Below are 26,932 nucleotides of genomic sequence, written 5' to 3'. Positions count from 1 at the left end.
AAGATAAAATCGATTTTATCTAACTAATAGTAGCATTATTTGATTTGTTTCTTTTGTTCTTTTTTGGCAAGTACTGGTAGAATCACACCTAATCCAATCAGAATAATTGGGGTCAAGATGTTTGTAAGAAGAGAGAATTGCCAAGCAGTTGGATTCTCAGCGTAGTTAATTTTTGGAACCATACCAAGGATACAAGCAAAGGCAGTAAAGAGGAAGCACCAAGTACCGATAACAAAGCCAAGTTTAGGATTGTTCACAAACTTGTATTCGGCATTTTTGTATGTTTTCCAAGCACGGTTAAGCATCATGTAGGCAAGGAATACCCAGAGATAACGCATTGGCATTACGATAGAATTGAGGTTGGTCATCCATTTTACAAGTCCGTCAATTTCCTGAATACCAAAAATTGGAAGGATGATGATAAGGCTAACGAGGACACCTGTAAGAAGGTAGCCGTTAATGAGGACACCTTTTTCAGTACGTTTGCGAAGCCAGCTTGGGATGTAGTCTTCATCAGCGTTATTGAGAAGGATTTGCAATGGTGCGTCAATAGAGAAGGCAAGCGCAGCGATTTGTCCGACCATGTTTGTAAGAGCGTAGATCACGACAAAGAGGTTTCCAACTCCCCAAGAATTTCCTAACATTTGGAAGGCTTGATAGGCTCCATTACGCATGAGGTCTTCAGGGATGTTATTGCCATCAAATAGCATTCCCATGGCAACTGAACCAAGGATAGCAGAGAGACCGACCATGATGGCCATGACAATCATACCTTTTGGAAATTCTTTTGCAGGGTTGCGAGTTTGATTCACATAAGGGGAAATTTTTTCACAGCCACCAACTGCAAAGACTAGTAGTGAAATCGTTGTAAAATAAGAAAAATCAAAGTTTGGAATGTAGGTGCTCAGTTGATCCATGTGTGGTGTAGCAAACTGAATATCTGGCTTGATGAAAGGCAGACCGACAGCCAAAAGCACAAATAGTAAAGACATAATCAGCATAGCACTTCCTGCCAAGCTACCGATGACTTTTAGAGTTGCCAATCCCTTTGTAGAAAGGTAGAGGAAAAGTCCAAAGATTAGTAAGCAGAGAATAACAATCCAGTGGAAGTCAATTTGTTTTAGAAATTGACCGTTGCCTTGCAAGGCCCATCCAAGCGGAATAAGAATTCCTTGAGGTTTTTGTGCGAGATACGGGATATGTACAACCCAGTAGGTCCAAGCAGCAAAGTAAGCTAAACGTTTGGTTGATGTTTTTTCAACCCAGTCACTAACACCGCTTCCGCTTTCCTTAAAGGTAGAACCTAGTTGTCCAACGATGAGGGAATAAGGGATGAAGTAGAGTGCGAGGATTAAAATCCAAGATACGACGACTGAAATTCCCTGTTGAGAATAGTTGTTGACGACGTTTCCTAGCCCCCAAACCATGTTGAAGGCAATCAGAGAAACCATCAGCCAATTAAGTTGGTGTTGATCTTTTTTCATAATGTCTCCTTTTCTTATAATTTCAGTATATCATGATTTTTTGAAAGCGCCTAACAAAATTTGAAATTTACTATAAAAAATGTAGGGGGGAATTTATCAGATGGAGTTTGTACTTGAGTAAAAGTTATACACAATCTGTGGATAACTTTGTGAAATAAAAAATTGTTTTCCAAATGTTAGTTTAGAAAAAAGAGATAGAATGTGTGAGTTGGGTACTAAGCTAGTCGGTTATAAAGATTGATAGAACAGGATATTGAGGGTGTTTTAGTTTAGGATGTCAAAAAAATAGTTGAGAGAAATCGTTTGGAAGTATATGAAATTGATTTGAAAGTTGATTGAAAGTTATACACAATCTGTGGATAACTTTGTGGAGGATTTGGTATAAATTAGAAAATCCCCTTGTACATGACAAAGGGATTTGAACTATTAGTGATTTGGTAACCAGCTGAGGGTAAAGTCGAGAGATTGGGCGTTTAGCAAATCCTGGTGACCAATACTCTGAACTTCTTTTCCGTCAAGATGACAGTCTTGTACAAAGTGGAAGTGTTCATGATTTTGTTGAGTACGAATATCCAACCACTGTTTTTTTTCTGCAAGATAGACACGAAGGTGATCAAAGAGCGGAATCCCAAGATCATAGCTTGCTTTTCCTGGGCAGGTTGGGTAAAGCCCAAGAGTGGACCAGACATACCAAGCCGATAAACTACCGTTATCCTCATCTCCTGGATAAGCATCCCAGCCAGCTCGAAAGGCTTTTTGACGGAGAGTCTTGATTAAGAGACTGGTATATTGGGGATAATTACTGTAGCGGAAGAGATAAGGGATGTGGAAACTTGGCTGGTTTGAAATGGCTAGTTGACCAAATGGCGCTGTTGCCATTTCACTCATCTCGTGAATTTCATATCCATAACCCGTCGTTTCAAAGAGTGGGATACTTTGACAAGCTTTTAAGAGATAGTTGCTAAAGGCTTCTTTTCCACCCATTAGTTGACTAAGTCCAGAAATGTCATGTAAGACGCCTAGGCTTGCTTGAATGGCTGAACACTCAGCATAATCACGGCCCCAACTGTAAGGAGAAAAGTCAGGACGGAAGTTACCATCTACATCACGCGCCCTCATATAACCTGTCTCAGGGTCAAATAGGTTTTGATAGTTCTTAGAATATTGAGTATAGGTCTGAGCTAGATCTGCTTGATCTAATTTTGCTGCGCAAGTAGAGATACAAAAATCACTGTAAGCATAGTCTAGTGTGTGACTGACACTTTCGTGGTGGTCTGTGGATAGATATCCTAGCTTTTGGTATTGTGCCAGGCCGTGTCGTCCGTTGATAGCTTTTGGATCTGCCTTGGTCGCAGTTTCAAGCATGGCTTTGAGAAATTCCTCCTCAAGTTCAGGAGCCATGTTTTTGCAGGCGCTATCTGCAATAAGACCATCGATCAAAGTACCAGGCATCATGCCTCGTTCGTCAGGAGCCAGCCACTTAGGGAGGTATCCGGTGTCACGGTAGCTATTGAGGAAGCCTTCGAGAAACTGGCGATAGTATTCCGGAATAATCAAGGCAAAGAGTGGGAATGAAGTGCGGAAAGTATCCCAAAAACCATTGTTGGTGAAGAGTAGACCAGGCTTGATAGTTCTCGAAGCAAGGTCCATATGGATGTTTTCACCCTGCTCATTTACCTCATAAAATGTTTGCGGGAAGAGAAAGAGTCTATAAAGACAGTGGTCAAAAAATGTTCGGTCTACTGAGCCGGTTTCCACGACATCAAAGCGGCCTAGAAGGTTTTCCCAACTTGTCTTGGCGTCTTGTTTTGTTTCTTCAAAATCCTGTTTAGGAAGATTAAAGAGGGCCTGTTCTTTGGAAATAAAAGAAGTTGCCAGTTGAACTTGAACTTCCGCTCCAGCCAAGTCAATACGCCAGTCTTGCCCCTCTTGCGTAATAGAAAGGATTTCTACAGAAAATGCGAGAGCAGTATACATGACGAGAGGACTTTTATTGGTTTCACCTTCTTGTCTCAGGGTCATAGTTCGCTTATCGACTTGTTCAACTCTCAGTTCATCTGCTGCGTGAAGATAGAGGGAGAGGGCTTTTCCTTGTATCTGTCTTAGTTGAATAGAAGATCCATAGCAAGTAGGACTTAGTTGCGTTTCAATCTGGTAGCGCAAAGAGAAGATTTTCAAATAATGAGGCTGGAAAGAAGCTTTGTCCTGAGCATAAGAAGACTGACGATGGAAGAGGGTGTCGCCGCTGATTTCTCCTGTAATTGGTGTCAGCAAGAGCCAGGAGTAATCGCCAATCCAAGGGCTAGGTTGGTGGGTTAGTCGAATACCCTGAAAGATAGGAAGATGGGGATCAAAGAACCAGGATCCTTCTTGATCACTGGTTTGGGGGACAAAGTAATTCATGCCGAATGGCACTCCGGTGTAGGGTAGTGTATTGCCTCGCGAAAAAGCGTGTTTACTGGCTGTTCCAAAACGCGTATCAATGGTTTCAAGTATAGGTTTCATAGTAATTCCTTCAGTAGTTTTATACATTATATCAGAAAAAGGAGACTTTTAGAAAGCGACTTCAAAATATAACAATTTTGTAGAAAAATGAGCCTTTTGACAAAATAAATCTCACAAAACACCGTTGTTATTGGCTTTTTGCTTTGTCTTGAAGCGTTGATTTTTGAATTTGCTCCCCTTTTTGCTCCCCTTATAGTGCTTTTAGTGCAGCTTCGTAGAATGATACTGCTTTTTTTGCGTTCTCTTTTGAGAGGTGGCTATATGTGTCCATGGTCATTGATAAAGTTGAATGACCTAGGCGGTGCTGGAGTTCCTTGTAAGGTATTCCAGAGTTAAGCAGTAAACTAGCGTGAGTATGACGGAAACCATGAAAACCTATATTCGGAACATCAGCGTGTTTAAAATGTGTTAGTAATCTTTTTTTAAGTTTTACGATGCTAGTATATTCATGAATGAAGTCAGAAAATACTACACTTTCACGTTGTCCGATCTTCCAGGCCTCTTTAGTTTGGCGTAGTTTGTACTGCTTCAGCATGCTAACAGTCTCTTGATCTATATCTATATCCCGATAACTAGACTTTGACTTTGGGCTGTTAATTTCTAAATACCGATTTAGTGTTTTGGTGACGTGTACAATGGCATTATCTAAATCTATATCAGACCAAGAAAGGGCTAAAGCTTCATTGATACGACAACCAGTAGCAAGTAAGAACTTATAGAGCGTTACATCATAGTAATAACGATATTTACAACTATCTAAATTATCAAGATAAACAAGAAACTTTTTTAATTCTGGATTATCAAAGTGTTTTACTTTTTTTCGCTTTGCTTTCTGAGTGTTACGAGGTAAAACAACATCACGGGCAGGATTGGACGGTATCGCTTGCATGGTTACGCCATACTGCAAGATACGTTTGTTTAAAGCGTGTATCATATCATAGTGTAGAAAAGCCCCTTTTTCCCCTCTATTTGCCTTGTCAGCAAGTTTGTTGATAATTGACTGGATAAGTGGAGTAGTGAGTTTGTCGAGCTTGTAAGCCCCGAAAATCGGCAATATATGATTATCGATTAGCTTTCTAACATTGCCTTGAGTGTTTGGCTTAACAGTATTTTTATAACTTTCCCACCAGAGAGTGGCTAATTCTTGATAGTTTTTTATGGTACTAGCTTTTTGTCTAGTACAACCGTCTTTCTGAAAAGCAATTTTTTCTTGAGTAGCTTTCTGTTTAACTTCCTTTTGTGTCCGCCCTGTTACCTTAGTTTTAACTTTCTTTCCTGTTATCTGGTCAATTCCTAGATATACATTAGCACGGTAAACTTTACAACCGTCTTTTTTTATAACTTCAGTTATTTTCATGATGATAAACCTTTCTAAAATACATCAGCAGGCAAGCTATTATTAAAAAGGTTTTAGATTGTGGTTTATATCATGCTAGGGCTTCACAGATTACCCTGTATTCAATTTTAAAGAGTCAGATGGTAAATAATACCAGAGTATGAAACAAGGCAAATATGGGGCTAATATTGCCCGCTATTACATATCATCAAAGAGCGAAAGTTGGTTATTATCAGCTTGTTTTTCAAGTTCTTTCTGTTTATTTTTCAACTCTTGTATACTTTCACGAGGAGTAGGGAGATTCTCCGGCATGGTTGTTCCGAGTTCTTTCATGGTATTTCTAATGGTTCGGCCTACGTTGAAATGGGTATCATTTGCGAGATCTTCGCCTTTTATGTTTCTACGTCGTAGAACTTCGTCGGTCTGAGTGGCACGGAATAAATTAGCAGCTAATTCAGCACTCCCCATAAAATCCAGAATATGCTCCCCTTCGTTTAGTTCTTTGAGGTTATGGATATCCTGCATAGTCAATCCACCATATAACCCCTGATATCCTGAGTTGTGAAATCGGCCAAAGTTTTTAACGCCAGCATTGCCAGCGGATTCGGCTAATGATTTGTTGTGGCGTTTAATTTCATCACGAATAGCTATTCGTTTTTGATCTTCGGTCAGTCGATTAAAATCATCGTGTAATTCTTGCTGACGAGTTTTAATAGCAAAATATGATTGCCCTAGTGCAATGACTTCTTTTCTAGGATCGCCATTTTGTACAATTAAATAACAGGCATAGCGTGATAGTTTAATATCTGCAATTTCTCGCGTTCCAAAATTAAGTTGTACAGTTTTGTTGACGTCAACAAAATTGGTAACCACGCGCTCTCCGGAGTTTTCACAGGCTATTTTTGCTTTGTCTATAACTTGGTTAAAGTTACGCCACTCCATATATTCTAGAATGGTTTGTAGTTCTCTGGCATACCAAAATTCTACTCCATTTTCGTCTATATGTTTGATATTTTCAAAAGTTAATTCATCGTACTGTTGGAGTTCCATAATAAAGTATCCTTTCTAAAATATTGTTAGCAGTTAAGTTACAAGCCTAGTATGGGATTGTTTGTGATAGGTGCTTTTGATATAATGTTTTTTGTCATCGGTTACCGATTACGTTCCTTACGGTTCGTGAGAGGAGGTGAAACTAATGAACCTTATCCCAGAGCTCGCTTTTACCATTATAGCGGATGTTATAGCAGGAATTATCTTGTATTTCGTCTGCAAATGGCTAGATGGTAGGAAGTAAACCGAGTGACTAGCCTAAAAACACCCGTTAAATCTATAAGATACGTCAAAAAAGCCCTTAACTACTGCAATAGTTAGGGGCTTTGGTGTTCTAATGAACCTTATCCATTAAGTTCATTCTAGCATACAAGCCCCAATATTTCAAGAGTTTTATTTTGTTAGAGTGTATTAGCTCCCTTTTAGACGTGAAAACATTTAAAATTATCAAAGCTTACCGTTTTTAGAGTGTATTAGAGAGCATTGAACTCCGAGAAAGCACGCGCTGCAGGATTGTTGAACATTGTGGCGCGTGGGTATGGTGTAGGTCGCATTTTAAATGCAAGAGTGGTATAATGATGTTGTAAATACCTGACCTTTCGCTTATTTTCAGTTAGGTACTATTAGACAAGTTGGCAGTAGCTAGCTTGTCTTTTTTTATTTCTCTCTATACAAATCCACAACTTCGCCGATAATTCGGAAGTCCGTCTCTGGTGTGATTGGCATATCTTTGTATGCAGGGTTCAAGCTATGTAAGTAGGCTTGGTCTTCATCAATAACAAGCTGCTTGATATAAGCATCACCGTTGTAGTTGAATACGCCGATAACTCCGTCATTCAAGTCTACACTTGTCTGAATGAATACCAGGTCGCCATCGTGATAGTCTGGCTCCATGGAGTCCCCTTTGATTGGTATGACAAAGTCGGCATCGATATCTACTGGTAACTCAATCCGCTCCACTCGTACATCATTCAAATACTGGCCTGTACCTGCAGAAGCTGGGTGGTCGTAGTAGTCGTAACTGTAGAGCTGAATAATATCCTCCGATACTTCGTTTATCTTCGTTTCTTCTTCGTTCTGCTCCAACAGTTGCTTTTCAAGATAAGTCAAGGCTTTTGCTTGTCTTGGTGGGGTTAATTGGTCATAGATGGCTTGAACTGGGGAAGTGGTAGCAATTTCTTCGGTTTTATTTTCTACTAAGTCAGACTTTGAAACGTTGAAAAAATTAGCCAGCATTTCAATTTTATCTATACGTGGGTAAGTTTTGGCATTTACCCAGTCGTTGACGGTTGTATACTTAAAATCTAACGCAATAGCTAACTGACGAGGGTTTAAGCCCTTTGCCTTTAAAAGTCTTTTGATATTATCCGCCATTATTTGCTTATTTCCTAATGACATGGTACAACCGCCTTTCTATAATTCACAATTTAATTATACGGTTAAAACGTAAAAAAAGCAAGTGAGGTGAAAAAAAATAAAATAAAATCAAAAAAAGTGTTGACAAATTATCGGTTATACCGTATACTGTCGTTGTATCCGATTTAAACGGATATCCAAAAGAAAGGAGTGAGGGCTATTTGCGTCTTACATTGAAAGCGTTGCGTGCTAATAGCAACATGAAACAATTAGAGGTAGTACAAAAATTAGGAATTTCTGCAACTACTTGGAGCAAGTGGGAAAATGGAAAGAGTTTCCCTGATGTTGCCCAAGTAAAAGAGATTGAAAAACTTTTCGGTGTTGCTTATGATGACATTATTTTTTTAACTTGATATCCGATTTAAACGGATATAGAAAGGAGCGAACCAATCGTAATACTACACTACATTTACAGATTTCTTAAGTGGTGCTTTACTACTTGGGATTGAAGAAAGGCAGGCAAGCAAATCAATGAGGAAACAAGTATTTACTCAGGAATTACTGAGGAACATACAGGAAGAAAATGGAATCATCACACTAGACCTAATACTGGACGCTTTACCAACTTGGTCAGAAAAAGACATCAAGGGCCGATTATCAAATTGGCGTTACCGTAAGGCTATTGACTACAAGGTAGAAGATGGGGAATTTAGTGAGATTTTCCTACTAAAAAGCAAGCAGGAAACAAAAGAAGAGATCAGCGCTGGTCAACGTTTGAAAATGGATTTATATTTCAGGCAGGTTTTAGCCTTAACTGGAATCATTGAATCAAACACCAGCAAGGACAACGATAAGACCAAGGCAGTTGAGTTGCAACAGAAAGCCATGCGAGCAATACCAGACGACATTTTCAAAGAATTGTCAGAGGTTTATGAGTAGATGGAACAGTACGGAAAGTTTCCGTAGAAAGGAGCTATCAGGAAATTAAGTTCACAGTATTCAGAAATAAAAAAACACGCCAAAGAAGCGCGTGAGAGCAACAAAAAAAGGCTTAGCAATAACCACACCGCAGAGCCTTTCACACTAACACTAAAACGAATTTAACAAAGCAGGCAAGCTGTTATTAAAAGGGTTTTAGTAACGATTTATACCTAGATTATACCATATCTAGGGCAATTTGACCATACGGAGAGCGCCAACTCTTAAAACTGGTACTTTCTCACGCTTTCAATTTGGCGAGTCTGGGTGTGGGAATTAGCTAGTATAGGAAACAACCATTAAAAAGCCCATCAAGGCAATTACACAAACACAGAAACAGAGGTAAAAAACATGACAGAAACAACATACGAGAATTTAACTAGACGTATAAACAGAATTAGCGCAGAAATGCTAGAAATTGGCGAAAAAAATGGCCTAAGAAGACTTTCTTTATTGGCAAATCAGACAAAATCAATCAAAGAAGATTTATCCCGTTTACTTTGGATTGAACTTCCTGAATTGAATGAAAGTCATAAAATCGAAACCGTTTCTAAAAGCGCTACTGGAATGTTTTTCCACCCTGGTATTTTTGAAATGGATGCTATGCGACAAGCATTCTTTAAACGTCAAGCAAAGCACTTTTTTGAGAACGAAGCAGAGCAACAGGCGTATATAGAACATGCTGAAAAGGAGTATTTAGAGGCTACTGTAACCTTAAAAGATATTCTTTTTAACTCTAAAAATGGAACTCAAAAAGTAAATAAAAGTTGTCTTATAGAGAAGTTTGAGGAGGCAATGCAATGACAACAGACCTAGACAACATGACACAAGCAGAATTTGATAAACGAATGGCTGAGATCAAGGCAAAAAATCCAAACCTATTCCAGTTTATCGCTGATTTTGTAAACAGAAAAGTAAGTACCGAAGAATTGGACGACTTCCTGAAGATGGAACGAAGTGACCAAGTGGACTACATCAAGAACTACAAGGCGAGGGCATAACATGAACGAACTAGATTTAACCAATACACAGGCGGTTATCTTCGTGATGATATTGATTGGCTTGCTGCTTTATTTAAACCACCGAGACCGCAAAAAAAGCGCCCAAATTGAGCGAGAAAGCACACAGGGGATAGAAACACCTAGCGAGAATTTAAACCCTGATTATGGGCGATACATCCAGCTTTCAGGGGTTAACGTATGGGGAGGGATTCAATGAGCCTAACAGAGAATGACAAGCGAGTATTAAGACTAATCAAGATAGGTGCGGAGAACTCCATAACGGGGGCAGAGATCAGCCTGATCACTAAGCTAGCAGAAAGAACCGTACAGGACATTATCAGCCGTCTGATCACGCGCTACGGTGTTCCTATCATCGGGGTACGTCATGGGGCTTTCAGAGGCTACTTTATCCCAGCTAACAAAGAGGAGCTACTGGACGGAGCAAAGGCGTTCTATAACCAAATACAGGAGGAACAGAAGCGCCTAACTGTCCTTTTAAATGCTGATTTAGAGAGCTACAAGCAACTACTGAAGGGAGCTGATGAATATGTTTAGTCTCAGCAAAGAAAGCGAATATGAGCTAACTCATGGCGTTCTGGAGCTTGTGGAGAATTACCTGGAAGCGCGTGATACAGTCAAACCACGATTGACAGGGTTAATCTCAGCCCAGGAAGTCATGGACGAGTTAGACGTAAAATATAAGACACTTCAAAAGTGGGAAGATGCTGGGCTAAGACGATACCAGCCCCCACTAGAAGATACTAGGAAAATCTATTATAAAATATCTGACATCTGGAAGTTTTTTGGGGTGAAAAATGGGTAGATACATGACAGAGCCAGCTTATGCTGGTATGAAGTTAGCCAAGGAAGATAAAACCAAGGTCAGACGCCCAAAGTTGAAGCAACTCAAAGCACGGAAACAACTGAAGAAACTGATGAAGAAACGAAAAAAGGGGCGATAGTATGACAATTTACGAGGCTAGAGGCTTTCAGGGTAATCTTGTCTATCCATTTGATAAGATTGAGCCTTTCCAGTATATTGAACGCTTTAAACCTTTTGTAGTCCCTGAAAGTGCTGATCCGGAGGAATACAAAAGAACCCAGGCGCCATATTGTTTAAGTGGTAAGGTTATGCCGGAGAAAAACGGGAGTTACAAGCGAAACAACTCCAGTCTAATCTATCGGGATTTGATTTTTCTTGATTATGACGATATACAGGGAACGTCTGAGGACTTCATAGAAGCCGTTTCTAGCGCCTTGTTTGGCTACTCCTACATCTTGTACCCGACTATCAAACATAGCTTAGAAAAGCCCCGTTTTCGCCTTGTAGTGAAGCCTGACAACGTGATGAATGAGGCAACCTATAAGCAGGTAGTGAAGGAGATTGCTGACAAGATAGGACTACCCTTTGACATGGCCAGTCTAACCTGGTCACAACTCCAAGGGCTACCAGTAACCACTGGAGAACCATCCGAATATCAGAAAATTGTCGAGCATGGCCTAGATTATCCAGTCCCCAAGGTTGAACCAAGAGCGAAGCAAGAAACTACTGGTAAATTCACACCCAGACCGAGGGGGCAGAGATCTATGACCATGAGGATCATTGACACGCTTTTTAATGGCTTTGGAGACGAGGGAGGGCGCAACGTAGCACTGACACGCTTCGTAGGTTTACTCTTTAACAAGTGGGTTGATTGTGACCTAGAGACCGCCTACGAACTTACAAAGATAGCTAATAGCGTGACTGCTGAACCTTTACCAATCGAGGAACTAGACCGTACTTTCAGCAGCATAGCACGGGCAGAATACAGAAAGAGAGGGTAGGACCATAGAAAAGGAAAAATTGAAAAGCCTGGAAAGTGAAATATTAGAGGTGCGTGAAAGTGAAGATAAGCACTTTAAGACTTTCAAAGGTGTTAGGGGGCAGCTTATCAAAGAGTGTCAAGAAATCAAAGACAAGGCTTATCAGCAAGCTTATGAAGAAGTTATGACAGACAGCAAACACCTTGAAAATGTAAAGGCCGGCAGGTTGACCGAGGCCCAGCATGAAGAACTAGCCCAGCAGAAAGGCGAGGAAAAGAGCAGCAAGGCTTTACCAACTAATCCGCTGGGAGTTGCTATTATGTTAAAAAAGCATATCCGATTTATTAGAATTAAGCCAGAGGCACAAGGGCAAAAAGCCCCACTATATTTCTATAATCCTGATTTTGGTATCTGGTTAGAGGATAATGAATTTTTGCAAGATCTTATTTCTGTCATTTATCCAAACACAACAGAAAAACAGGCATTTGACACGCTTTATAAAATAGCAAGACAAAGCCAAATGAGGGAAATCCAAGGCAATTATACTGTAATTGGGAAACAGCTATACAATGCTAAGACAGGCATTTTTGAAGAAACTACACCAGAGATTACAGCAACAAGAAAGATAAAAACAGGTTATAACCCTGGGGCAGAAGAGCCTATAATTAACGGCTGGAAGCCGACAGCTTGGCTTTTAGAGTTGTTTGACGGTGACGAGGAGCTTTATAACCTTGCTATCCAAATTATAAAAGCAAGCATCACAGGGCAGTCATTACAAAAGATCTTTTGGCTTTTCGGTGAAGGTGGAACAGGAAAAGGAACTTTTCAGCAGTTACTTATAAACCTAGTTGGTATGGAAAATGTGGCCAGTTTGAAGATCACTGGTTTAACAAAAAGCCAATTTTCAACTTCTATATTATTGGGAAAGTCGCTTGTAATCGGTGATGATGTACAAAAGGACGCAGTAATTAGAGACACTTCAGATATGTTTAGCTTAGCAACAGGCGACATAATGACCATAGAGGACAAAGGAAAACGCCCTTACAGCATACGCCTTAATATGACGGTGGTACAGTCATCTAATGGTTTACCAAGAATGAACGGAGATAAGTCAGCTATTGATAGGCGATTTAGAATTTTACCTTTTACCAAAGTATTTAAAGATAAACCTAATAAGGCTATCAAAGACGATTACATTAACCGCAAAGAAGTGCTGGAGTACCTGGTTAAGTTGGCCATTGAAACACCAATCGCTGACATTAACCCTACGAAGTCGATTGAAATTTTAGAAGAACACCACAAGGATATGAACCCCGTTATTGATTTTGTTTCTAAGTTTTTTACTGATGAATTGACAAGTGAGTTTATCCCTAATAGTTTTGTCTATCACGTTTGGAAAGGTTTCCTAGAATACTATGGTATTAAAGAAAACAGGTCAGAAATGGGCTTACATCGAGAAATCAAAAGCAACTTGCCTGAAGGTTTTGCAGTTGGCCAGAAGGTTATCCCTGCAGGGCAACAGATCCATAAAGGTTTTTATCCTAAAGAAGACCTACCGCCGTTTGCAAGCGTAGCCTATACTAATGGTAGGGCAACACCCGAAAAGCAGAAAAAGCCAAAGAATGAACGCGGGTATTACAACCATTGGCCAGAGTACAAAAAGAGAAGGAAAAGAAAATAAGAATTTTATACACTTTATACAGTAGGGCAAAAATTTTATACACTTAAAAACGTTGTCATATCAAGGGTTTTATACACTTTATACGAAAAACACGGAAATAAAAAAATTTCCTTATATTATGTTTCAAAAATGGGGTTCCTATTATCCCCTATATATATTTTTATTTTAATGTATAAAGTGTATAAAGTGTATAAAACAATAGCAAAACCCTTGGTACTACTGACTTTATTTTTTATACACTTTCAAAAACAAGTGTATAAAATTTTCAAGAAGCGTATAAAAAAGGAGCTAAAAATGAAAGTCAAGCTATTTTATCAGCAACAGAAGCAAAGCCTGCAGGAATTTGAAAACCAGGTAAACGACTTTATGGCAGGCGTTGAAGTTATTGACGTGAAATATACAGAGGCAACTAGTGGCGACTATGAAAATTTAGATACAATCACAGCGTTACTGGTCCTATACAAAGAATAAGGAGGAAACCCATGACAGAACCAGCATACTTTGAACAGGCAGATCAGGAACTGGAGGAACTCAACCGTAAGCGTGACGATTTTATGGCGGATGTAACACCGGTGTGTCTTGAAGATACGCCTGAATTGATTGAACTAGGTGAGAAGCTCCGGGCAGAAGACACCAGCATAAACGCCTATGAGTTATACAGACACCCTGAAGCGCGTGCAAAGTTATTCGCCCAAATCGCGGAAGCCTGCTTCTTGCTGATTGCAGATAGTTCACCAGTACCAGTGCAGCCAACACAAGCACAGCGGATCCATTTTTGCGAGTACCTAGAAGGGCAGTTCCAGAATATCATTAAAAAGTTGATTGCAAGCACAGACAAGCAAGCTCTGGAGTCTTTGCTTGAAGCCCTGCAACTGCCCAAAGAAAAACAAGCTCAGTTTATCCGTAATGTGGTAGTAAGCGGCTTACTCAGTGAAGAATAGCAGCAAAGGGGCATTGCCTCTTTTTGTGGTTTCATTGCTACTAAACCCAATCAATTTGGGTTTTTCTATATAGGGGGATTTTTGAACGAATGGAAGTTATAAAATCAATAACCATAGAGACATTTATAAAGCCAATGAAAAACAAGAATATCAGTCACGGTATAGCTGAGTTGGACGGTAGAAAACTAGAAATAGACCTAGATAATCTGTGTATCACCTTTGAACGTGATCGTTTTGATTTAGCAAGAATACCAGGAACTAAGGGAGGAAATCGCTACTTTTTTCTCTGTCCTATTTGTGGTAAACGATGCAGAAAACTCTATAAGAGACTTTTGCTATATGGTTGTGGATCATGCCAGAAAATACACAAGTCAACACTGAACCGAAGTAAGACAGATTGCCAATACTATTGGGAGCTTGCGCTTAGGGAAGCTAGAAAGGTAGAACCAGGTTGGAGTCCCAAACGTGGCGGATATATGTTTGACAGTTTTCCTGAAAGACCAAAGTATATGAAGCGTGACAAGTATTACAAGCATTATCAAAAGTTTGTTAACTACACCAGAAAAGGGGATAGCTTTTGGCTGAATGGTTTGAGATTGTGAGACAATATGAAGTAGTTTTTTGGAACATTTTCAAACAAATCTAAATAAAGAACACAGTTACAACAGTCAATTACAAGATACTAAACATGTATGAATACGAGACAAGAGGCAGAGATACCCCCTTTATTTTCAGACGGGGGTATATTTTGCTAGAGGAAAAGAACGCTGCCCTCTTCTGTCCGAAAAATTCCCTTTTTGAAATGTTTAAAGGTATTAGGGAATGTAGTGCTATCAGGAAGTTAGCTTGATTTTTTCACCTCTAAAGCTACCCATTAACTAAGTAGTTTAGGAGGCCTTAGATAATTTGTAGTAATGGAACAATTCTACCAAACGAACACCGTAGAAAGGTGCAATATGGAACGTGATAGCCGAGGGAGATTTTTGCCGGGCAACCAAGTAGCAAAAGGCAACAGGGGAAACAGAAAACCAAAATATGGCAATAGCAACGCTTTGAATCATGGACTACGCAGAGGATATACTGGACTGTTACCAAGCCAAAAAGGTGGGGTATCTATTTATAAAATGGGTGCATACCTTGGAACGCTACCAGATAAGTATTTCCACCACTCAGAAGATGGAGCGCTTTGGGTAGATTATAACGCTTGTCAGTATTTAATTTCAGTTTGTGGCTTTCCTGAAAGTATGTTTAGCGAACCAGAGGAATGGTAAGGTTTTGGTAAGGTAGTGGCAAAAAATATGCCTGACAAATGGCAGGGTTATGTGTGTTGAACTCCGAGCGAACGCCGAGAAAATAGCTCTTGAACAGAGAACGAACAGAGAAGATTACATAGCTTGAAGCTAGAGCGAAGCCTGAGAAAGTGGGGTATATCCCCTATCATTTATCAAGCAGAGAAGGAACAAATAACTTGCCTTATTTACACTTACAACATGCTTTCGAATATGGACATTTATGAACATATCCCGCCCGTCGTTGAAAATGCAAAAAAGCCAAGGCTTACCACCTCAGCTATAATTAACACAATAAAATTATACCATACAGGAGGCCAAGGTATGACACCAGAGCAGGTAAAAGAAAAACTAGAGGGCGTTAAGTGGATAAACAAGGAGATCAAAGGCTTATATTTGGAATTGGAAGCCTTGGAAGGTGGTATTATCAAAAAGCAAGAACTGAGCACTACCAGAGTACAAACAAGCCGGGTAAATACAGCAGAGAATAACCTTATAAGTGTTCTGAAGTTGAAAGAGGACACTTTACAGAGAATTGAGCGACTTACTGAGGAGAGAATGGCAATATCTGGGCTAATTGATAAACTGGACAATCCGCTTGAGCGATCTGTTCTAAGACTTTTTTACTTGAACGATCTTGTAGCTTTGGAAGTCGCTGAAGAAATAGGAAAATCAAAGACTGCAGTATACCTTATAAGGCAAAAAGCTATAGAACACTTAGCTGATATGGTAAATGGGGATTGATTTAACCTTACCACATAGACTAGTACATATAGGGAGCCCTAGGCTTCATATTCGCCCCTATTTCGCTTTGTTTCGTACTGGACAACTAAAACACCACGGACAAACTACAAGTCTCCCAGAGAAGACTGCTTGATGACTAACTTGAACTTGAAATTTGGCTTTAAAAAAATATGTTTTAACTTAATTTTAAAGCGAAATAGATTGACATAAGTATAGTGAGCTGTTATAATTTTTTTAGAAAGGAGTAGAAAAGAGATGAAAAAATATAGCATTTTTAATATTTCTGATTGGTTTCTATCAAAAGAAGCAATGACTCCTAAAAAGTTACAAAAACTTTCTTATTATTTTGAAGCATGGAGTTACGCATTGTTTAATGACTCTCTTATATCTGATACAAAATTTGAGGCGTGGGTACATGGTCCTGTCTCTCCAGAATTGTATAGCAGATATAAAGAATTTGGATGGAATGATATTGAACAAACAGAAGATAATTCAGATTTGTTTGATAATAAGACATTAGATTTATTGGAATCTGTATGGATTACATACGGGTCAAAATCTGCAAACGAATTAGAAGCATTGACACATAGTGAACTTCCTTGGATAAATGCTCGTAAAGGTTTAGGGGAAACAGAACCTAGTCATGAACTGATTAATGCCGAAGACATGAAAGAGTACTATCTTTCAATTTATATTGGAGACTAATTCTTGAAGAAACTAACAAACAAAAATAGTGCTTCTTCGAGTAAGGGCGCTTCATTAACAGCTTTACGAGATGTTCCTTTTAAATTCTCAATTAGTGAGCAATTAGATAACAATTTCGCATTTAAAGACTTAAAAGCTGCAGATATTAAAGCCTTACACAACTTCATTGATATAACTATTGGAAAGAAATTAACGATAACTCAAGTAGATAAACTGTATTTGAGAACAAAAGGTGGGGTAACACAAACCATCAATAACAAAGATGTTGTACATTACGGGAAAGATTGTAATTCATTTAGAGTGTTTGGATATTACAATAGTGAAAACTATTTTAATATAACCCGTATAGATCCCAAACATAAAACAAATGCTGAGTAATGGAGAAATTTACTAAACATATATACGTTTGTTTGCTTTTAGTAAACGTATACCTTGATTTCCTAATAAAAAAGCACGTTTGACCGTGCTAGTTTCTTGCCTGCTGAACTCGTCAAATCCTAGCCCTTTTGTGGGGCTTTTTTGCTCCCCTTTTTGCGTACTTTGGGGGAGCAAGTAGTAAACAGTAATATTAGTGATTTTTGTCAAAAATCGCGTAATATAAGGGTTAGGGAACTATAAAGAAACATAAAATAAGCAATTTTTGATTTTGTAGAATAATGACTAACATTTGTGTATATATTTTCTGGACTAAAAGCTATATACTGAAAATGAAAATTTGTTTGAAAGAGGCAAAATAGTTTATGGTATATTCAAAAGAAATTGTCAGAGAGTGGCTAGATGAGGTGGCAGAGCGTGCTAAAGATCATCCTGAATGGGTAGATGTCTTTGAACGTTGCTACACAGACACTTTAGACAATACAGTTGAGATCTTAGAAGACGGCTCAACTTTTGTACTGACAGGAGATATTCCAGCCATGTGGCTTCGTGACTCAACTGCTCAGCTGAGACCTTACCTCCATGTGGCTAAAAGAGATCCTCGTTTACGTCAAACCATTGCTGGGTTGGTCAAACGTCAGATGACTTTGATTCTCAAAGATCCCTATGCCAACTCCTTCAACATTGAAGAGAACTGGAAGGGTCACCACGAGACAGATCATACAGACCTCAATGGCTGGATTTGGGAGCGCAAATATGAAGTGGATTCGCTTTGCTACCCCTTGCAGTTAGCATATCTTCTGTGGAAAGAAACTGGTGAGACTAGCCAATTTGATGAAACCTTTGTCACAGCTACTAAGGAAATTCTTCATCTGTGGACGGTAGAACAAGACCACAAGAACTCTCCTTATCGCTTTGTCCGTGATACTGATCGCAAGGAGGATACCTTGGTAAATGACGGCTTTGGGCCAGACTTTGCTGTGACAGGGATGACCTGGTCATCCTTTCGTCCAAGTGATGACTGCTGTCAGTATAGCTACTTGATTCCATCAAATATGTTTGCAGTGGTTGTCTTAGGTTATGTCCAGGAAATCTTTGCAACATTGAATCTAGCTTATAGTGAAAGTATTATTGCTGATGCCAAACGCCTCCAAACTGAGATTCAAGAAGGGATCGAAAACTACGCCTACACCACTAACAGCAAGGGTGAGAAGATTTATGCCTTTGAGGTAGATGGTTTAGGAAATGCTAGTATCATGGACGATCCTAACGTGCCAAGTTTGTTGGCTGCTCCATATCTTGGTTACTGTGATGTCAATGACGAAGTGTATCAAGCAACTCGTCGCACTATTCTGAGCCCTGAAAATCCTTACTTCTACCAAGGAGAATACGCTAGTGGGCTCGGAAGTTCTCATACCTTCTACCGCTATATCTGGCCGATTGCTCTATCTATCCAAGGCTTAACTGCTACAGATAAAGCAGAGAAAAAATACTTGCTAGACCAACTAGTTGCCTGCGATGGTGGAACAGGTGTCATGCACGAAAGCTTCCACGTAGACGATCCGACTCTCTACTCTCGTGAATGGTTCTCATGGGCCAACATGATGTTCTGCGAATTGGTCTTGGATTACTTGGATATCCGCTAATGAGCTGTCGTTCGACAGATTATTATCAAGAATCACAAATATATTTTTAAATTTAAGTTAGAATGAGGTTTTACTCATGGAAAATGTTGTTGTACATATCATCTCTCACAGCCATTGGGATCGTGAGTGGTATTTACCGTTTGAAAGTCACCGTATGCAATTGGTGGAACTTTTTGACAATCTGTTTGATCTTTTTGAAAATGACCCTGAGTTCAAGAGTTTCCACCTGGATGGACAAACCATCGTCCTCGATGACTATTTAGAAATTCGTCCCGAAAACCGTGACAAGGTTCAGCGTTATATCGATGAAGGGAAACTCAAGATTGGACCTTTCTACATCTTGCAGGATGATTACTTGATCTCCAGTGAAGCCAATGTCCGCAATACCTTGATTGGTCAAGCTGAATGTGCAAAATGGGGCAAATCTACGCAGATTGGTTACTTCCCAGATACCTTTGGGAATATGGGGCAAGCTCCTCAAATCCTTCAAAAATCAGGTATTCACGTAGCAGCCTTTGGTCGTGGTGTCAAACCGATCGGCTTTGACAACCAAGTCCTCGAAGACGAGCAATTCACCTCTCAATTCTCTGAGATGTACTGGCAGGGAGCTGATGGTAGCCGTGTGCTTGGGATTCTCTTTGCTAACTGGTACAGTAACGGGAATGAAATTCCAGTTGATAAAGATGAAGCCTTGACCTTCTGGAAACAAAAATTGGCAGACGTCCGTGATTATGCATCGACCAACCAATGGTTGATGATGAACGGTTGTGACCACCAACCAGTTCAACGAAACTTGAGTGAAGCCATTCGTGTGGCAAACGAACTTTTCCCTGATGTGACCTTTGTTCACAGCTCCTTTGATGAATACGTTCAAGCAGTGGAAAGTGCACTTCCTGAACACCTATCAACAGTTACAGGTGAGTTGACTAGCCAGGAAACGGATGGTTGGTACACCCTTGCTAACACCTCTTCTTCACGCGTTTATCTCAAACAAGCCTTCCAAGAAAACAGCAACCTGTTAGAGCAGGTCGTGGAACCATTGACCATCATCACGGGTGGACACAACCACAAGGATCAATTAACCTATGCTTGGAAAGTGCTTTTGCAAAATGCACCACATGATAGTATCTGTGGATGTAGTATTGACGAAGTTCACCGTGAAATGGAAACTCGTTTTGCCAAGGTCAACCAAGTTGGAAACTTTGTCAAGACCAACCTTCTCAATGAGTGGAAACATAAAATAGCAACTCAGGAAGCACAAAGCGACCACCTCTTTACAGTCATCAACACTGGATTACATGACAAGGTTGATACTGCCAGTGTTGTGGTAGATGTAGCCACTTGTGATTTCAAGGAATTGCACCCGACAGAAGGCTTCAAGAAAATGGCGGCTTTGAGTTTGCCAGATTACCATGTTCAAGATTTGGATGGTCATGTCATTGAAGCGAAGATTGAAGACTTGGGGGCAGGTTTTGGTTATACCTTACCCAAGGATAAATTCCGTCAACCTTATATTGCACGTCAAGTGCGCGTGACAATCCCAGTTCACCTTGCTCCGCTTTCTTGGGCAAGCTTCCAATTGGTTGAAGGTCAAGTAGAATACCGTGATGGTATTTACCAAAATGGAGTCATTGATACACCATTCGTAACAGTGAGTGTAGACGAAGGAATTACAGTCTACGACAAGACTACTAACGAAGCCTACGAAGATTTCATCCAATTTGAGGACCGTGGTGATATTGGTAACGAGTACATTTACTTCCAGCCAAAAGGAACTGAGCCAATCTACGCTCAACTGAAAGGCTATGAAGTCTTAGAAAATAATGCTCGCTATGCTAAGGTCTTGCTCAAACATGACTTGACTATCCCAGTCAGCGCAGATGACAAATTGGATGCAGAGCAAAGAGGTATCATCGAGTTCATGAAACGAGATGCAGGTCGTTCAGAAGAGTTGATAACCATTCCTCTTGAAACAGAAATGACTGTCTTTGTGGACAATCCACAGATTCGCTTCAAGACTCGCTTTACCAACACTGCTAAAGACCACCGCATCCGCCTCTTGGTCAAAACTCATAACACACGCCCAAGTAACGATTCTGAAAGCATCTATGAAGTTGTAACAAGACCAAATAAACCAGCAGCTTCTTGGGAAAATCCTGAAAATCCACAACACCAACAAGCCTTTGTCAGCTTGTATGATGATGTTAAAGGGGTGACAGTAGCCAATAAAGGATTGCACGAATACGAAATCCTTGAGGACGATACCATGGCTGTAACACTTCTCCGTGCTTCAGGTGAGCTAGGTGACTGGGGCTACTTCCCAACACCAGAAGCCCAGTGCTTGCGTGATATTGAAGTTGAGTTTGCAGTAGAATGCCATCAAGCAGGGGAACGCTTCTCGGCCTTCCGTCGTGCAAAAGCCTTCCAGGTGCCATTTACAGCTCTTCAAGTTGCAAAACAAGAAGGTAGCGTTGCTGCAACAGGTAGTCTCTTCAACCATGCAGCACTGAACTTGCCACAAGTCTGCCCAACAGCCTTTAAAGTTGCTGAAAATGAAGAAGGATACGTTCTTCGTTACTACAATATGAGTAATGAAAATGTACGTGTACCTGAAAGTCAACATCTCTTCCTTGACCTACTTGAACGACCATACCCAGTTCATAGAGGTCTCATTGCACCGCAAGAGATTCGTACAGAATTGATCAAAAAAGAAGAAATTTAATTTCAAAAAGATAACATAAAAAGAAAGGAGGAGCGAAAAAGTAAGAACAGACTGCTGATTCGCTCCTTTTTACAGGTAAAAGCAATGACCATTGCAACGATTGATATCGGAGGGACTGGGATTAAGTTTGCTAGTCTCACTCCTGATGGAAAAATTTTAGATAAGGCCAGCACCCCAACTCCAGAAACTCTAGAAGATTTGTTGGCTTGGCTGGATCAACGGTTGTCAGAACAGAACTATCGTGGAATTGCCATGAGTGTGCCAGGTGCAGTTAATCAGGAAACAGGTGTGATTGAGGGGATTAGTGCCATTCCTTACATCCATGGTTTTTCTTGGTATGAGGCCCTTGCCCATCACCAGCTACCTATCCACCTAGAAAATGATGCCAACTGTGTTGGACTCAGTGAACTGCTGGCTCATCCTGAGATTGAAAATGCAGCCTGTGTCGTGATTGGTACAGGAATCGGTGGGGCTATGATTATCAATGGTAAGCTTCACCGAGGACGTCATGGTTTGGGTGGTGAGTTTGGCTACATGACAACTATCGAGCCTGCAGAAAAGCTCAACAACTGGTCGCTACTAGCTTCTACAGGAAACATGGTTCGTTACGTCATTGAAAAATCAGGTCAGTCAGACTGGGATGGCCGTAAGATTTACCAAGAGGCTGCGGCAGGAAACGCCCTCTGCCAAGAAGCCATTGAGCGTATGAATCGAAACCTAGCCCAAGGGCTTCTCAATATCCAGTATCTCATCGATCCAGATGTGATTAGCCTAGGTGGCTCTATCAGTCAGAACCCTGATTTTATCAAGGGTGTGCAAAAAGCAGTAGACTCCTTTGTGGAGAGATATGAAGAATATACAATTGCACCAGTCATCCAAGCCTGCACCTATCACGCAGATGCCAATCTCTACGGTGCCCTTGTCAACTGGTTACAGGAGGAAAACCAATGGTAATTTTTACCGGAATTAGCAGTAAACAAGCTCAAGCTTTAGAGTTGCTTCAAAATCACATTTCCCTACCAGACGTAGAAGTGGCAGTCGCTCAGTCTGACCAAGCTTCTATCTCTATCAAGGGTGAGGGCGGAGAATATCAATTGACTTATCGCAAACCTCATCAACTCTATCGTGCCTTGTCTGTGCTAGCAACAGCTTTAGAAGAAGGTGATAAGGTGGATATTGAGGAGCAGGCAACTTATGAAGATTTAGCCTACATGGCGGATTGTTCCCGTAATGCGGTTCTAAATGTTGCATCTGCCAAGCAGATGATTGAAGTCTTAGCTCTCATGGGTTATTCAACTTTTGAGCTCTACATGGAAGATACCTATCAGATTGAAGGGCAACCTTATTTTGGTTATTTCCGAGGGGCTTATTCAGCTGAAGAGTTACAGGAAATCGAAGCTTATGCCCAGCAGTTTGATATGACTTTTGTTCCTTGTATTCAGACCTTGGCTCACTTATCAGCCTTTGTTAAATGGGGTGTTAAAGAAGTCCAGCAACTTCGTGATGTAGAGGACATTCTCCTCATCGGCGAAGAAAAAGTTTACGACCTAATCGACGGCATGTTTGCTACTTTGTCTAAACTACAAACACGCAAGGTCAATATCGGCATGGACGAAGCCCACTTGGTTGGTTTGGGACGCTATCTCATCTTAAACGGTGTTGTGGACCGTAGCCTCCTCATGTGCCAACATTTGGAGCGCGTGCTGGATATTGCAGACAAGTATGGTTTCCACTGCCAGATGTGGAGCGATATGTTCTTCAAACTCATGTCAGCAGATGGCCAGTACGACCGTGATGTGGAAATTCCAGAGGAAACACGAGTTTTTCTTGACCGCCTTAAAGACCGTGTGACCTTGGTTTACTGGGATTATTATCAGGATAGCGAAGAAAAATACAATCGTAACTTCGGTAACCACCACAAGATTAGCCAGGATATTGCCTTTGCAGGTGGTGCTTGGAAGTGGATTGGTTTCACACCACACAACCATTTCAGTCGTCTCATCGCTATCGAAGCAAACAAAGCCTGCCGTGCAAATCAGATTAAGGAAATCATTGTGACTGGTTGGGGGGACAATGGTGGTGAAACAGCTCAATTCTCTATCTTACCAAGTTTGCAAATTTGGGCAGAACTCAGCTACCGAAATGATTTAGAGCGCTTGTCTGCTCATTTCAAGACTAATACAGGTCTATCGGTTGAGGACTTTATGCAGCTTGATTTGGCCAATCTTTTGCCAGACCTACCAGGAAATCTGAGTGGGATTAACCCCAACCGCTACGTCTTTTATCAGGATGTTCTTTGCCCAATTCTTGACAAGCACATGACTCCTGAACAGGACAAGCCTCACTTTGCCCAAGCAGCTGAGACTCTTTCTGACATTAAAGAAAAAGCTGGCGCCTATGCTTATCTTTTCGAAACTCAGGCCCAGTTGAATGTTATTTTAAGTAGCAAGGTTGATGTAGGACGACGCATTCGTAAAGCCTATCAAGCAGATGATAAAGACAGCTTGAAACAAATCGCCAGAGAAGAATTGCCAAAACTCAGAAGCCAGATTGAAACCTTCCACAAGCTCTTTAGCCAGCAATGGTTGAAAGAAAACAAGGTCTTTGGTTTGGATACGGTAGATATCCGTATGGGTGGGCTCTTGCAACGAATCAAGCGAGCAGAAAGCCGTATCGAGGCTTATTTGGCTGGTCAAATTGACCGCATCGACGAGCTGGAAGTAGAGATTCTTCCATTTACTGACTTCTACGCAGATAAGGACTTCGCAGCTACAACAGCCAACCAATGGCATACTATTGCGACAGCTTCGACTATTTATACGACCTAGAAATTTATCACAAATAGTTAAAACATCTCCTTTTTAATACATGGAGATGTTTTTTTGATTTGGAGGTTGGGAAGGAGTATAATGAAGGTATAATACTCTTCTAAAATCAAATTCAAACCACGTCAGCTTCGCCTTGCCGTACTCAAGTACAGCCTGCGGCTCGCTTCCTAGTTTGCTCTTTGATTTTCATTGAGTATAAGGATAGTTTGGAGGTTTGACTATGAAAAAGCTACTACTAGTCCTAGGTGCGAGTGTGCTAGTTTTATCTGCTTGCCACAAGGCGACAGAAGATAACACAACTAGTCCATCGACACCGAGGGAGCAACAAACCAAGGAAGTAACCAACTATTTTCACTACCTAGCGGATTCCTATCAAAAGGCTCTTGCGCACGAAAAAGAATCCAAGGATGCAACTGTTCAATCACCTATGGCTGCTACTCTTGTAGCCATGGAAGAACTTCAACTATCTAATCCGACTGGTCAAGCCTTGATTATGAAGAACTACTCGGATTTTCAGAAGCTAATCCAATACAATACCGAAAAGTGGCAGGAAGAGTTTGCAAGCTGGGCTTCTTCTATGGGGCAGTCCTATCATAGACTAGAGCATAGAAATTTTGATGAAAAAAATGAACTCATTGAAAAATTAGAAACAACAACTGTTTCTCAGAAAAAAGTCAGATGGAATATTTTCGGGGTGTCCAGTGACAATGCCTATGATTACTTGGTTTTGGATGCCTACTATGACAATCAGGACAAACATTTCTACTTATTTACACTGAAAGATGGGCAAGCACAGGTCTTACATGCCGATAAGACGTTAGAAACTGTCAGTGCTGCAAACTTTGAAGAGACTGAAAACACAGATTTAGCACAAGGCTTTAAGGAGTTTCTATTAAAAACGAGTGTCACTAGAGAGAATGAGCCAGATACAGACTATAGTGCTCTAGCAGACAAGATAAAACTAGCCATGGAATCCTACTCGGATAGTAGTGGTGAAAGATATAAGTCGGCTAGCCTAGCAACATATGGTCGCTATTATGGGCTTGCAGTTCCGGATCAGATGATGCAATTTGGACAAGTCGATGGAGTTAAATATACTTTTAAATGGCATGGCTATACTGCTGGTCTTGGAGAAAAACGCTTTGAAATCTTGGCCTGTTATGTGAATGAAGCAGGGACAGAAGTGATTCTTTTTGGCTACATGGATGGTCGCCCTACTATTTTACATACTGAGGGGCAACCAGAGATTTATAAAAACGAAGCAGGTGCTATTATAGATGCCCAGGTTCATTTTGTTGAATTTCACCAACCGATATTAGAACAAGTTTTCAAGTAACAAATATGGGCAACACCTCTTGCAAGCAAGACGTTTCTCGTGAAACATCCTTCTTATATAAAAAAGTTCTCCACATAAAATAATTTGTGGAGTTTTTTCTATAATTAGTAGTTTAAACTATCCTTAAAATAGGAGTATACTATTTTTGTAAACGTTATCAAGTCTAAAAATTGTGAGATTATCAAGTTTTAGAAAAATAAAAAGGGAGGAAATTATGAACAAGTTTTCAAAAACTTTGAGAGATAATTGGATATTTCTCTTAATGGTTTTACCAGGGACACTTTGGTTGATCTTATTCTTCTACATCCCAGTATTTGGAAATGTGGTTGCCTTCAAAGACTACCATATGACTGGTGAAGGATTCGTTCACAGTATTATAAATAGTAAATGGGTTGGACTAGATAACTTCAGATTCTTATTTAGTTCAAAAGATGCCTTTGTCATCACTCGAAACACTGTCCTTTACAACCTTGGATTTATCTTTATCGGTTTGATCGTATCGGTTGGGATTGCCATTATCCTTAGTGAACTTCGCTCTAAGCAAATGGTTAAAATCTACCAAACTTCTATGTTATTCCCGTACTTCCTATCTTGGGTTATCATCAGTTTCTTTACAGATGCTTTCCTAAATATCGATAAAGGGCTTATCAATCACACCTTAGAAGCTCTCGGAATGAAAGGGATTAACTTCTACGCAGACATCAGTATCTGGCCTTACCTCCTCCTTTTCCTAGGTATCTGGAAAGGCTTCGGATACAGTAGTGTTATGTACTACGCTACAATCATGGGTATTGACCCAACTTACTACGAAGCAGCGACAGTGGATGGCGCTAGCAAATGGCAACGTATCCGTAACGTAACCATCCCTCAGTTGACACCACTTGTGACAGTATTGACCATCCTTGCAGTCGGAAACATCTTCCGTGCAGACTTCGGTCTTTTCTACCAAATCCCTCACAACGCTGGTCAGCTCTATAGCGTAACAAACGTATTGGACGTTTATGTCTTTAACGGATTGACCCAAACAGCAGATATCGGTATGGCATCAGCAGCCGGTCTCTATCAGTCAGTCGTCGGTTTGATTCTCGTTATTCTATCAAACTTACTTGCAAGACGTGTTGATCCTAACTCAGCACTATTCTAGAAAGGAGG

The 26,932-nt window shown here is 40.4% G+C and carries 28 protein-coding genes; 23 read left to right on the top strand and 5 right to left on the bottom strand.

The features are described from left to right. Positions 1-35: 35 nt before the first annotated feature. The 5 genes from O3611_RS06055 to O3611_RS06035 all read right to left on the bottom strand — a co-directional run bounded on the left by O3611_RS06055 (position 36) and on the right by O3611_RS06035 (position 7,773). Positions 36-1,484, bottom strand: a complete 1,449-nt coding sequence (locus O3611_RS06055; protein WP_371608093.1) for an APC family permease — start codon at positions 1,482-1,484, stop codon at positions 36-38. A gap of 426 nt (positions 1,485-1,910) precedes the next feature. Then, positions 1,911-3,989, bottom strand: coding sequence for a GH92 family glycosyl hydrolase (locus O3611_RS06050; protein WP_371608092.1), 2,079 nt, complete (start codon positions 3,987-3,989; stop codon positions 1,911-1,913). Between the two features lie 190 nt (positions 3,990-4,179). Next, the gene (locus tag O3611_RS06045) at positions 4,180-5,346 is read right to left on the bottom strand and encodes a site-specific integrase (protein ID WP_371608091.1); all 1,167 of its coding nucleotides are present in this window, start codon (positions 5,344-5,346) and stop codon (positions 4,180-4,182) included. A 177-nt stretch (positions 5,347-5,523) separates the two neighbouring features. Beyond that, positions 5,524-6,375 carry a DNA damage-inducible protein D gene (gene dinD, locus O3611_RS06040; RefSeq protein ID WP_371608090.1) on the bottom strand — a complete coding sequence of 284 codons (852 nt, stop codon included), beginning with the start codon at positions 6,373-6,375 and terminating at the stop codon, positions 5,524-5,526. A gap of 657 nt (positions 6,376-7,032) precedes the next feature. After that, positions 7,033-7,773, bottom strand: a complete 741-nt coding sequence (locus tag O3611_RS06035) for an XRE family transcriptional regulator (protein ID WP_371608089.1) — start codon at positions 7,771-7,773, stop codon at positions 7,033-7,035. A 179-nt stretch (positions 7,774-7,952) separates the two neighbouring features. Here O3611_RS06035 and O3611_RS06030 point away from each other — a divergent pair, with 179 nt between their 5' ends. From O3611_RS06030 to O3611_RS05920, 23 genes are all read left to right on the top strand, one after another. Then, on the top strand, positions 7,953-8,144 hold the full coding sequence (locus O3611_RS06030; RefSeq protein ID WP_371608088.1) for a helix-turn-helix transcriptional regulator: 192 nt from the start codon (positions 7,953-7,955) through the stop codon (positions 8,142-8,144). Between the two features lie 118 nt (positions 8,145-8,262). Continuing rightward, positions 8,263-8,670 carry a hypothetical protein gene (locus O3611_RS06025; protein ID WP_371608087.1) on the top strand — a complete coding sequence of 136 codons (408 nt, stop codon included), beginning with the start codon at positions 8,263-8,265 and terminating at the stop codon, positions 8,668-8,670. A 447-nt stretch (positions 8,671-9,117) separates the two neighbouring features. Next, a complete protein-coding gene (locus O3611_RS06020; RefSeq protein WP_371608124.1) occupies positions 9,118-9,513 on the top strand; it encodes a hypothetical protein in 396 nt (131 codons plus the stop codon). Next, the gene (locus O3611_RS06015) at positions 9,510-9,710 is read left to right on the top strand and encodes a hypothetical protein (protein ID WP_371608086.1); all 201 of its coding nucleotides are present in this window, start codon (positions 9,510-9,512) and stop codon (positions 9,708-9,710) included. Before O3611_RS06020 ends, O3611_RS06015 begins: the two co-directional genes overlap by 4 nt. A 1-nt stretch (position 9,711) precedes the next feature. Further along, positions 9,712-9,927 (top strand): hypothetical protein, encoded by a 216-nt coding sequence (locus tag O3611_RS06010; RefSeq protein WP_371608085.1) that lies wholly within the window; start codon positions 9,712-9,714, stop codon positions 9,925-9,927. Further along, positions 9,924-10,265 (top strand): DNA-binding protein, encoded by a 342-nt coding sequence (locus O3611_RS06005; RefSeq protein ID WP_371608123.1) that lies wholly within the window; start codon positions 9,924-9,926, stop codon positions 10,263-10,265. Before O3611_RS06010 ends, O3611_RS06005 begins: the two co-directional genes overlap by 4 nt. Next, complete coding sequence (locus tag O3611_RS06000; RefSeq protein WP_333502604.1) at positions 10,258-10,533, top strand: XRE family transcriptional regulator; 276 nt, start codon at positions 10,258-10,260, stop codon at positions 10,531-10,533. Before O3611_RS06005 ends, O3611_RS06000 begins: the two co-directional genes overlap by 8 nt. Then, complete coding sequence (locus tag O3611_RS05995; RefSeq protein WP_333502603.1) at positions 10,526-10,672, top strand: hypothetical protein; 147 nt, start codon at positions 10,526-10,528, stop codon at positions 10,670-10,672. Before O3611_RS06000 ends, O3611_RS05995 begins: the two co-directional genes overlap by 8 nt. A 1-nt stretch (position 10,673) precedes the next feature. Continuing rightward, complete coding sequence (locus O3611_RS05990; protein ID WP_371608084.1) at positions 10,674-11,534, top strand: primase alpha helix C-terminal domain-containing protein; 861 nt, start codon at positions 10,674-10,676, stop codon at positions 11,532-11,534. Between the two features lie 19 nt (positions 11,535-11,553). Beyond that, complete coding sequence (locus O3611_RS05985; protein ID WP_333502601.1) at positions 11,554-13,194, top strand: phage/plasmid primase, P4 family; 1,641 nt, start codon at positions 11,554-11,556, stop codon at positions 13,192-13,194. Between the two features lie 294 nt (positions 13,195-13,488). After that, entirely contained in the window at positions 13,489-13,665 is a 177-nt protein-coding gene (locus O3611_RS05980; protein ID WP_333502600.1) for a hypothetical protein, read from the top strand. An 11-nt stretch (positions 13,666-13,676) separates the two neighbouring features. Beyond that, on the top strand, positions 13,677-14,135 hold the full coding sequence (locus O3611_RS05975; protein WP_268710293.1) for a hypothetical protein: 459 nt from the start codon (positions 13,677-13,679) through the stop codon (positions 14,133-14,135). A 98-nt stretch (positions 14,136-14,233) separates the two neighbouring features. After that, a complete protein-coding gene (locus tag O3611_RS05970) occupies positions 14,234-14,737 on the top strand; it encodes a hypothetical protein (RefSeq protein WP_371608122.1) in 504 nt (167 codons plus the stop codon). 354 nt (positions 14,738-15,091) lie between these two features. Then, complete coding sequence (locus O3611_RS05965) at positions 15,092-15,406, top strand: hypothetical protein (protein WP_045616698.1); 315 nt, start codon at positions 15,092-15,094, stop codon at positions 15,404-15,406. Between the two features lie 342 nt (positions 15,407-15,748). Beyond that, a complete protein-coding gene (locus O3611_RS05960; protein WP_371608083.1) occupies positions 15,749-16,168 on the top strand; it encodes a DUF1492 domain-containing protein in 420 nt (139 codons plus the stop codon). 255 nt (positions 16,169-16,423) lie between these two features. Continuing rightward, positions 16,424-16,873, top strand: coding sequence for a Panacea domain-containing protein (locus tag O3611_RS05955; RefSeq protein WP_049530336.1), 450 nt, complete (start codon positions 16,424-16,426; stop codon positions 16,871-16,873). 3 nt (positions 16,874-16,876) lie between these two features. Continuing rightward, a complete protein-coding gene (locus tag O3611_RS05950; RefSeq protein WP_049530335.1) occupies positions 16,877-17,251 on the top strand; it encodes an MAG6450 family protein in 375 nt (124 codons plus the stop codon). 362 nt (positions 17,252-17,613) lie between these two features. Continuing rightward, on the top strand, positions 17,614-18,894 hold the full coding sequence (locus O3611_RS05945; RefSeq protein ID WP_311522894.1) for a glycoside hydrolase family 125 protein: 1,281 nt from the start codon (positions 17,614-17,616) through the stop codon (positions 18,892-18,894). A gap of 76 nt (positions 18,895-18,970) precedes the next feature. Then, positions 18,971-21,616: an alpha-mannosidase gene (locus tag O3611_RS05940; protein ID WP_371608082.1), complete on the top strand. Its 2,646-nt coding sequence runs from the start codon at positions 18,971-18,973 to the stop codon at positions 21,614-21,616. 84 nt (positions 21,617-21,700) lie between these two features. After that, the gene (locus tag O3611_RS05935; RefSeq protein WP_371608081.1) at positions 21,701-22,570 is read left to right on the top strand and encodes an ROK family protein; all 870 of its coding nucleotides are present in this window, start codon (positions 21,701-21,703) and stop codon (positions 22,568-22,570) included. Then, a complete protein-coding gene (locus O3611_RS05930) occupies positions 22,564-24,444 on the top strand; it encodes a beta-N-acetylhexosaminidase (protein WP_371608080.1) in 1,881 nt (626 codons plus the stop codon). The genes O3611_RS05935 and O3611_RS05930 overlap by 7 nt, the downstream gene beginning before the upstream one ends. 220 nt (positions 24,445-24,664) lie before the next feature. Then, positions 24,665-25,780, top strand: coding sequence for a DUF4767 domain-containing protein (locus tag O3611_RS05925; RefSeq protein ID WP_371608079.1), 1,116 nt, complete (start codon positions 24,665-24,667; stop codon positions 25,778-25,780). Between the two features lie 214 nt (positions 25,781-25,994). Further along, positions 25,995-26,924 carry a sugar ABC transporter permease gene (locus O3611_RS05920; RefSeq protein ID WP_001032156.1) on the top strand — a complete coding sequence of 310 codons (930 nt, stop codon included), beginning with the start codon at positions 25,995-25,997 and terminating at the stop codon, positions 26,922-26,924. The last annotated feature ends 8 nt before the right edge of the window (positions 26,925-26,932 follow it).

It is taken from the genome of Streptococcus sp. 27098_8_91 (genome assembly GCF_041432385.1).
Lineage (GTDB): Bacteria > Bacillota > Bacilli > Lactobacillales > Streptococcaceae > Streptococcus.
The sequence above is the reverse complement of the archived record's forward strand: the minus strand, read 5'-3'. Positions and strand labels throughout refer to the sequence as shown.

Excerpts from the sequence above, each read along its gene's own strand:
- O3611_RS06055 (WP_371608093.1), bottom strand. The coding sequence starts at position 1,484 with ATGAAAAAAGATCAACACCAACTTAATTGGCTGATGGTTTCTCTGATT.
- O3611_RS06050 (WP_371608092.1), bottom strand. The coding sequence starts at position 3,989 with ATGAAACCTATACTTGAAACCATTGATACGCGTTTTGGAACAGCCAGT.
- O3611_RS06045 (WP_371608091.1), bottom strand. The coding sequence starts at position 5,346 with ATGAAAATAACTGAAGTTATAAAAAAAGACGGTTGTAAAGTTTACCGT.
- dinD (WP_371608090.1), bottom strand. The coding sequence starts at position 6,375 with ATGGAACTCCAACAGTACGATGAATTAACTTTTGAAAATATCAAACAT.
- O3611_RS06035 (WP_371608089.1), bottom strand. The coding sequence starts at position 7,773 with ATGTCATTAGGAAATAAGCAAATAATGGCGGATAATATCAAAAGACTT.
- O3611_RS06025 (WP_371608087.1), top strand. The coding sequence starts at position 8,263 with ATGAGGAAACAAGTATTTACTCAGGAATTACTGAGGAACATACAGGAA.
- O3611_RS06020 (WP_371608124.1), top strand. The coding sequence starts at position 9,118 with ATGCTAGAAATTGGCGAAAAAAATGGCCTAAGAAGACTTTCTTTATTG.
- O3611_RS06015 (WP_371608086.1), top strand. The coding sequence starts at position 9,510 with ATGACAACAGACCTAGACAACATGACACAAGCAGAATTTGATAAACGA.
- O3611_RS06010 (WP_371608085.1), top strand. The coding sequence starts at position 9,712 with ATGAACGAACTAGATTTAACCAATACACAGGCGGTTATCTTCGTGATG.
- O3611_RS06005 (WP_371608123.1), top strand. The coding sequence starts at position 9,924 with ATGAGCCTAACAGAGAATGACAAGCGAGTATTAAGACTAATCAAGATA.
- O3611_RS06000 (WP_333502604.1), top strand. The coding sequence starts at position 10,258 with ATGTTTAGTCTCAGCAAAGAAAGCGAATATGAGCTAACTCATGGCGTT.
- O3611_RS05995 (WP_333502603.1), top strand. The coding sequence starts at position 10,526 with ATGGGTAGATACATGACAGAGCCAGCTTATGCTGGTATGAAGTTAGCC.
- O3611_RS05990 (WP_371608084.1), top strand. The coding sequence starts at position 10,674 with ATGACAATTTACGAGGCTAGAGGCTTTCAGGGTAATCTTGTCTATCCA.
- O3611_RS05980 (WP_333502600.1), top strand. The coding sequence starts at position 13,489 with ATGAAAGTCAAGCTATTTTATCAGCAACAGAAGCAAAGCCTGCAGGAA.
- O3611_RS05975 (WP_268710293.1), top strand. The coding sequence starts at position 13,677 with ATGACAGAACCAGCATACTTTGAACAGGCAGATCAGGAACTGGAGGAA.
- O3611_RS05965 (WP_045616698.1), top strand. The coding sequence starts at position 15,092 with ATGGAACGTGATAGCCGAGGGAGATTTTTGCCGGGCAACCAAGTAGCA.
- O3611_RS05960 (WP_371608083.1), top strand. The coding sequence starts at position 15,749 with ATGACACCAGAGCAGGTAAAAGAAAAACTAGAGGGCGTTAAGTGGATA.
- O3611_RS05955 (WP_049530336.1), top strand. The coding sequence starts at position 16,424 with ATGAAAAAATATAGCATTTTTAATATTTCTGATTGGTTTCTATCAAAA.
- O3611_RS05945 (WP_311522894.1), top strand. The coding sequence starts at position 17,614 with ATGGTATATTCAAAAGAAATTGTCAGAGAGTGGCTAGATGAGGTGGCA.
- O3611_RS05940 (WP_371608082.1), top strand. The coding sequence starts at position 18,971 with ATGGAAAATGTTGTTGTACATATCATCTCTCACAGCCATTGGGATCGT.
- O3611_RS05935 (WP_371608081.1), top strand. The coding sequence starts at position 21,701 with ATGACCATTGCAACGATTGATATCGGAGGGACTGGGATTAAGTTTGCT.
- O3611_RS05930 (WP_371608080.1), top strand. The coding sequence starts at position 22,564 with ATGGTAATTTTTACCGGAATTAGCAGTAAACAAGCTCAAGCTTTAGAG.
- O3611_RS05925 (WP_371608079.1), top strand. The coding sequence starts at position 24,665 with ATGAAAAAGCTACTACTAGTCCTAGGTGCGAGTGTGCTAGTTTTATCT.
- O3611_RS05920 (WP_001032156.1), top strand. The coding sequence starts at position 25,995 with ATGAACAAGTTTTCAAAAACTTTGAGAGATAATTGGATATTTCTCTTA.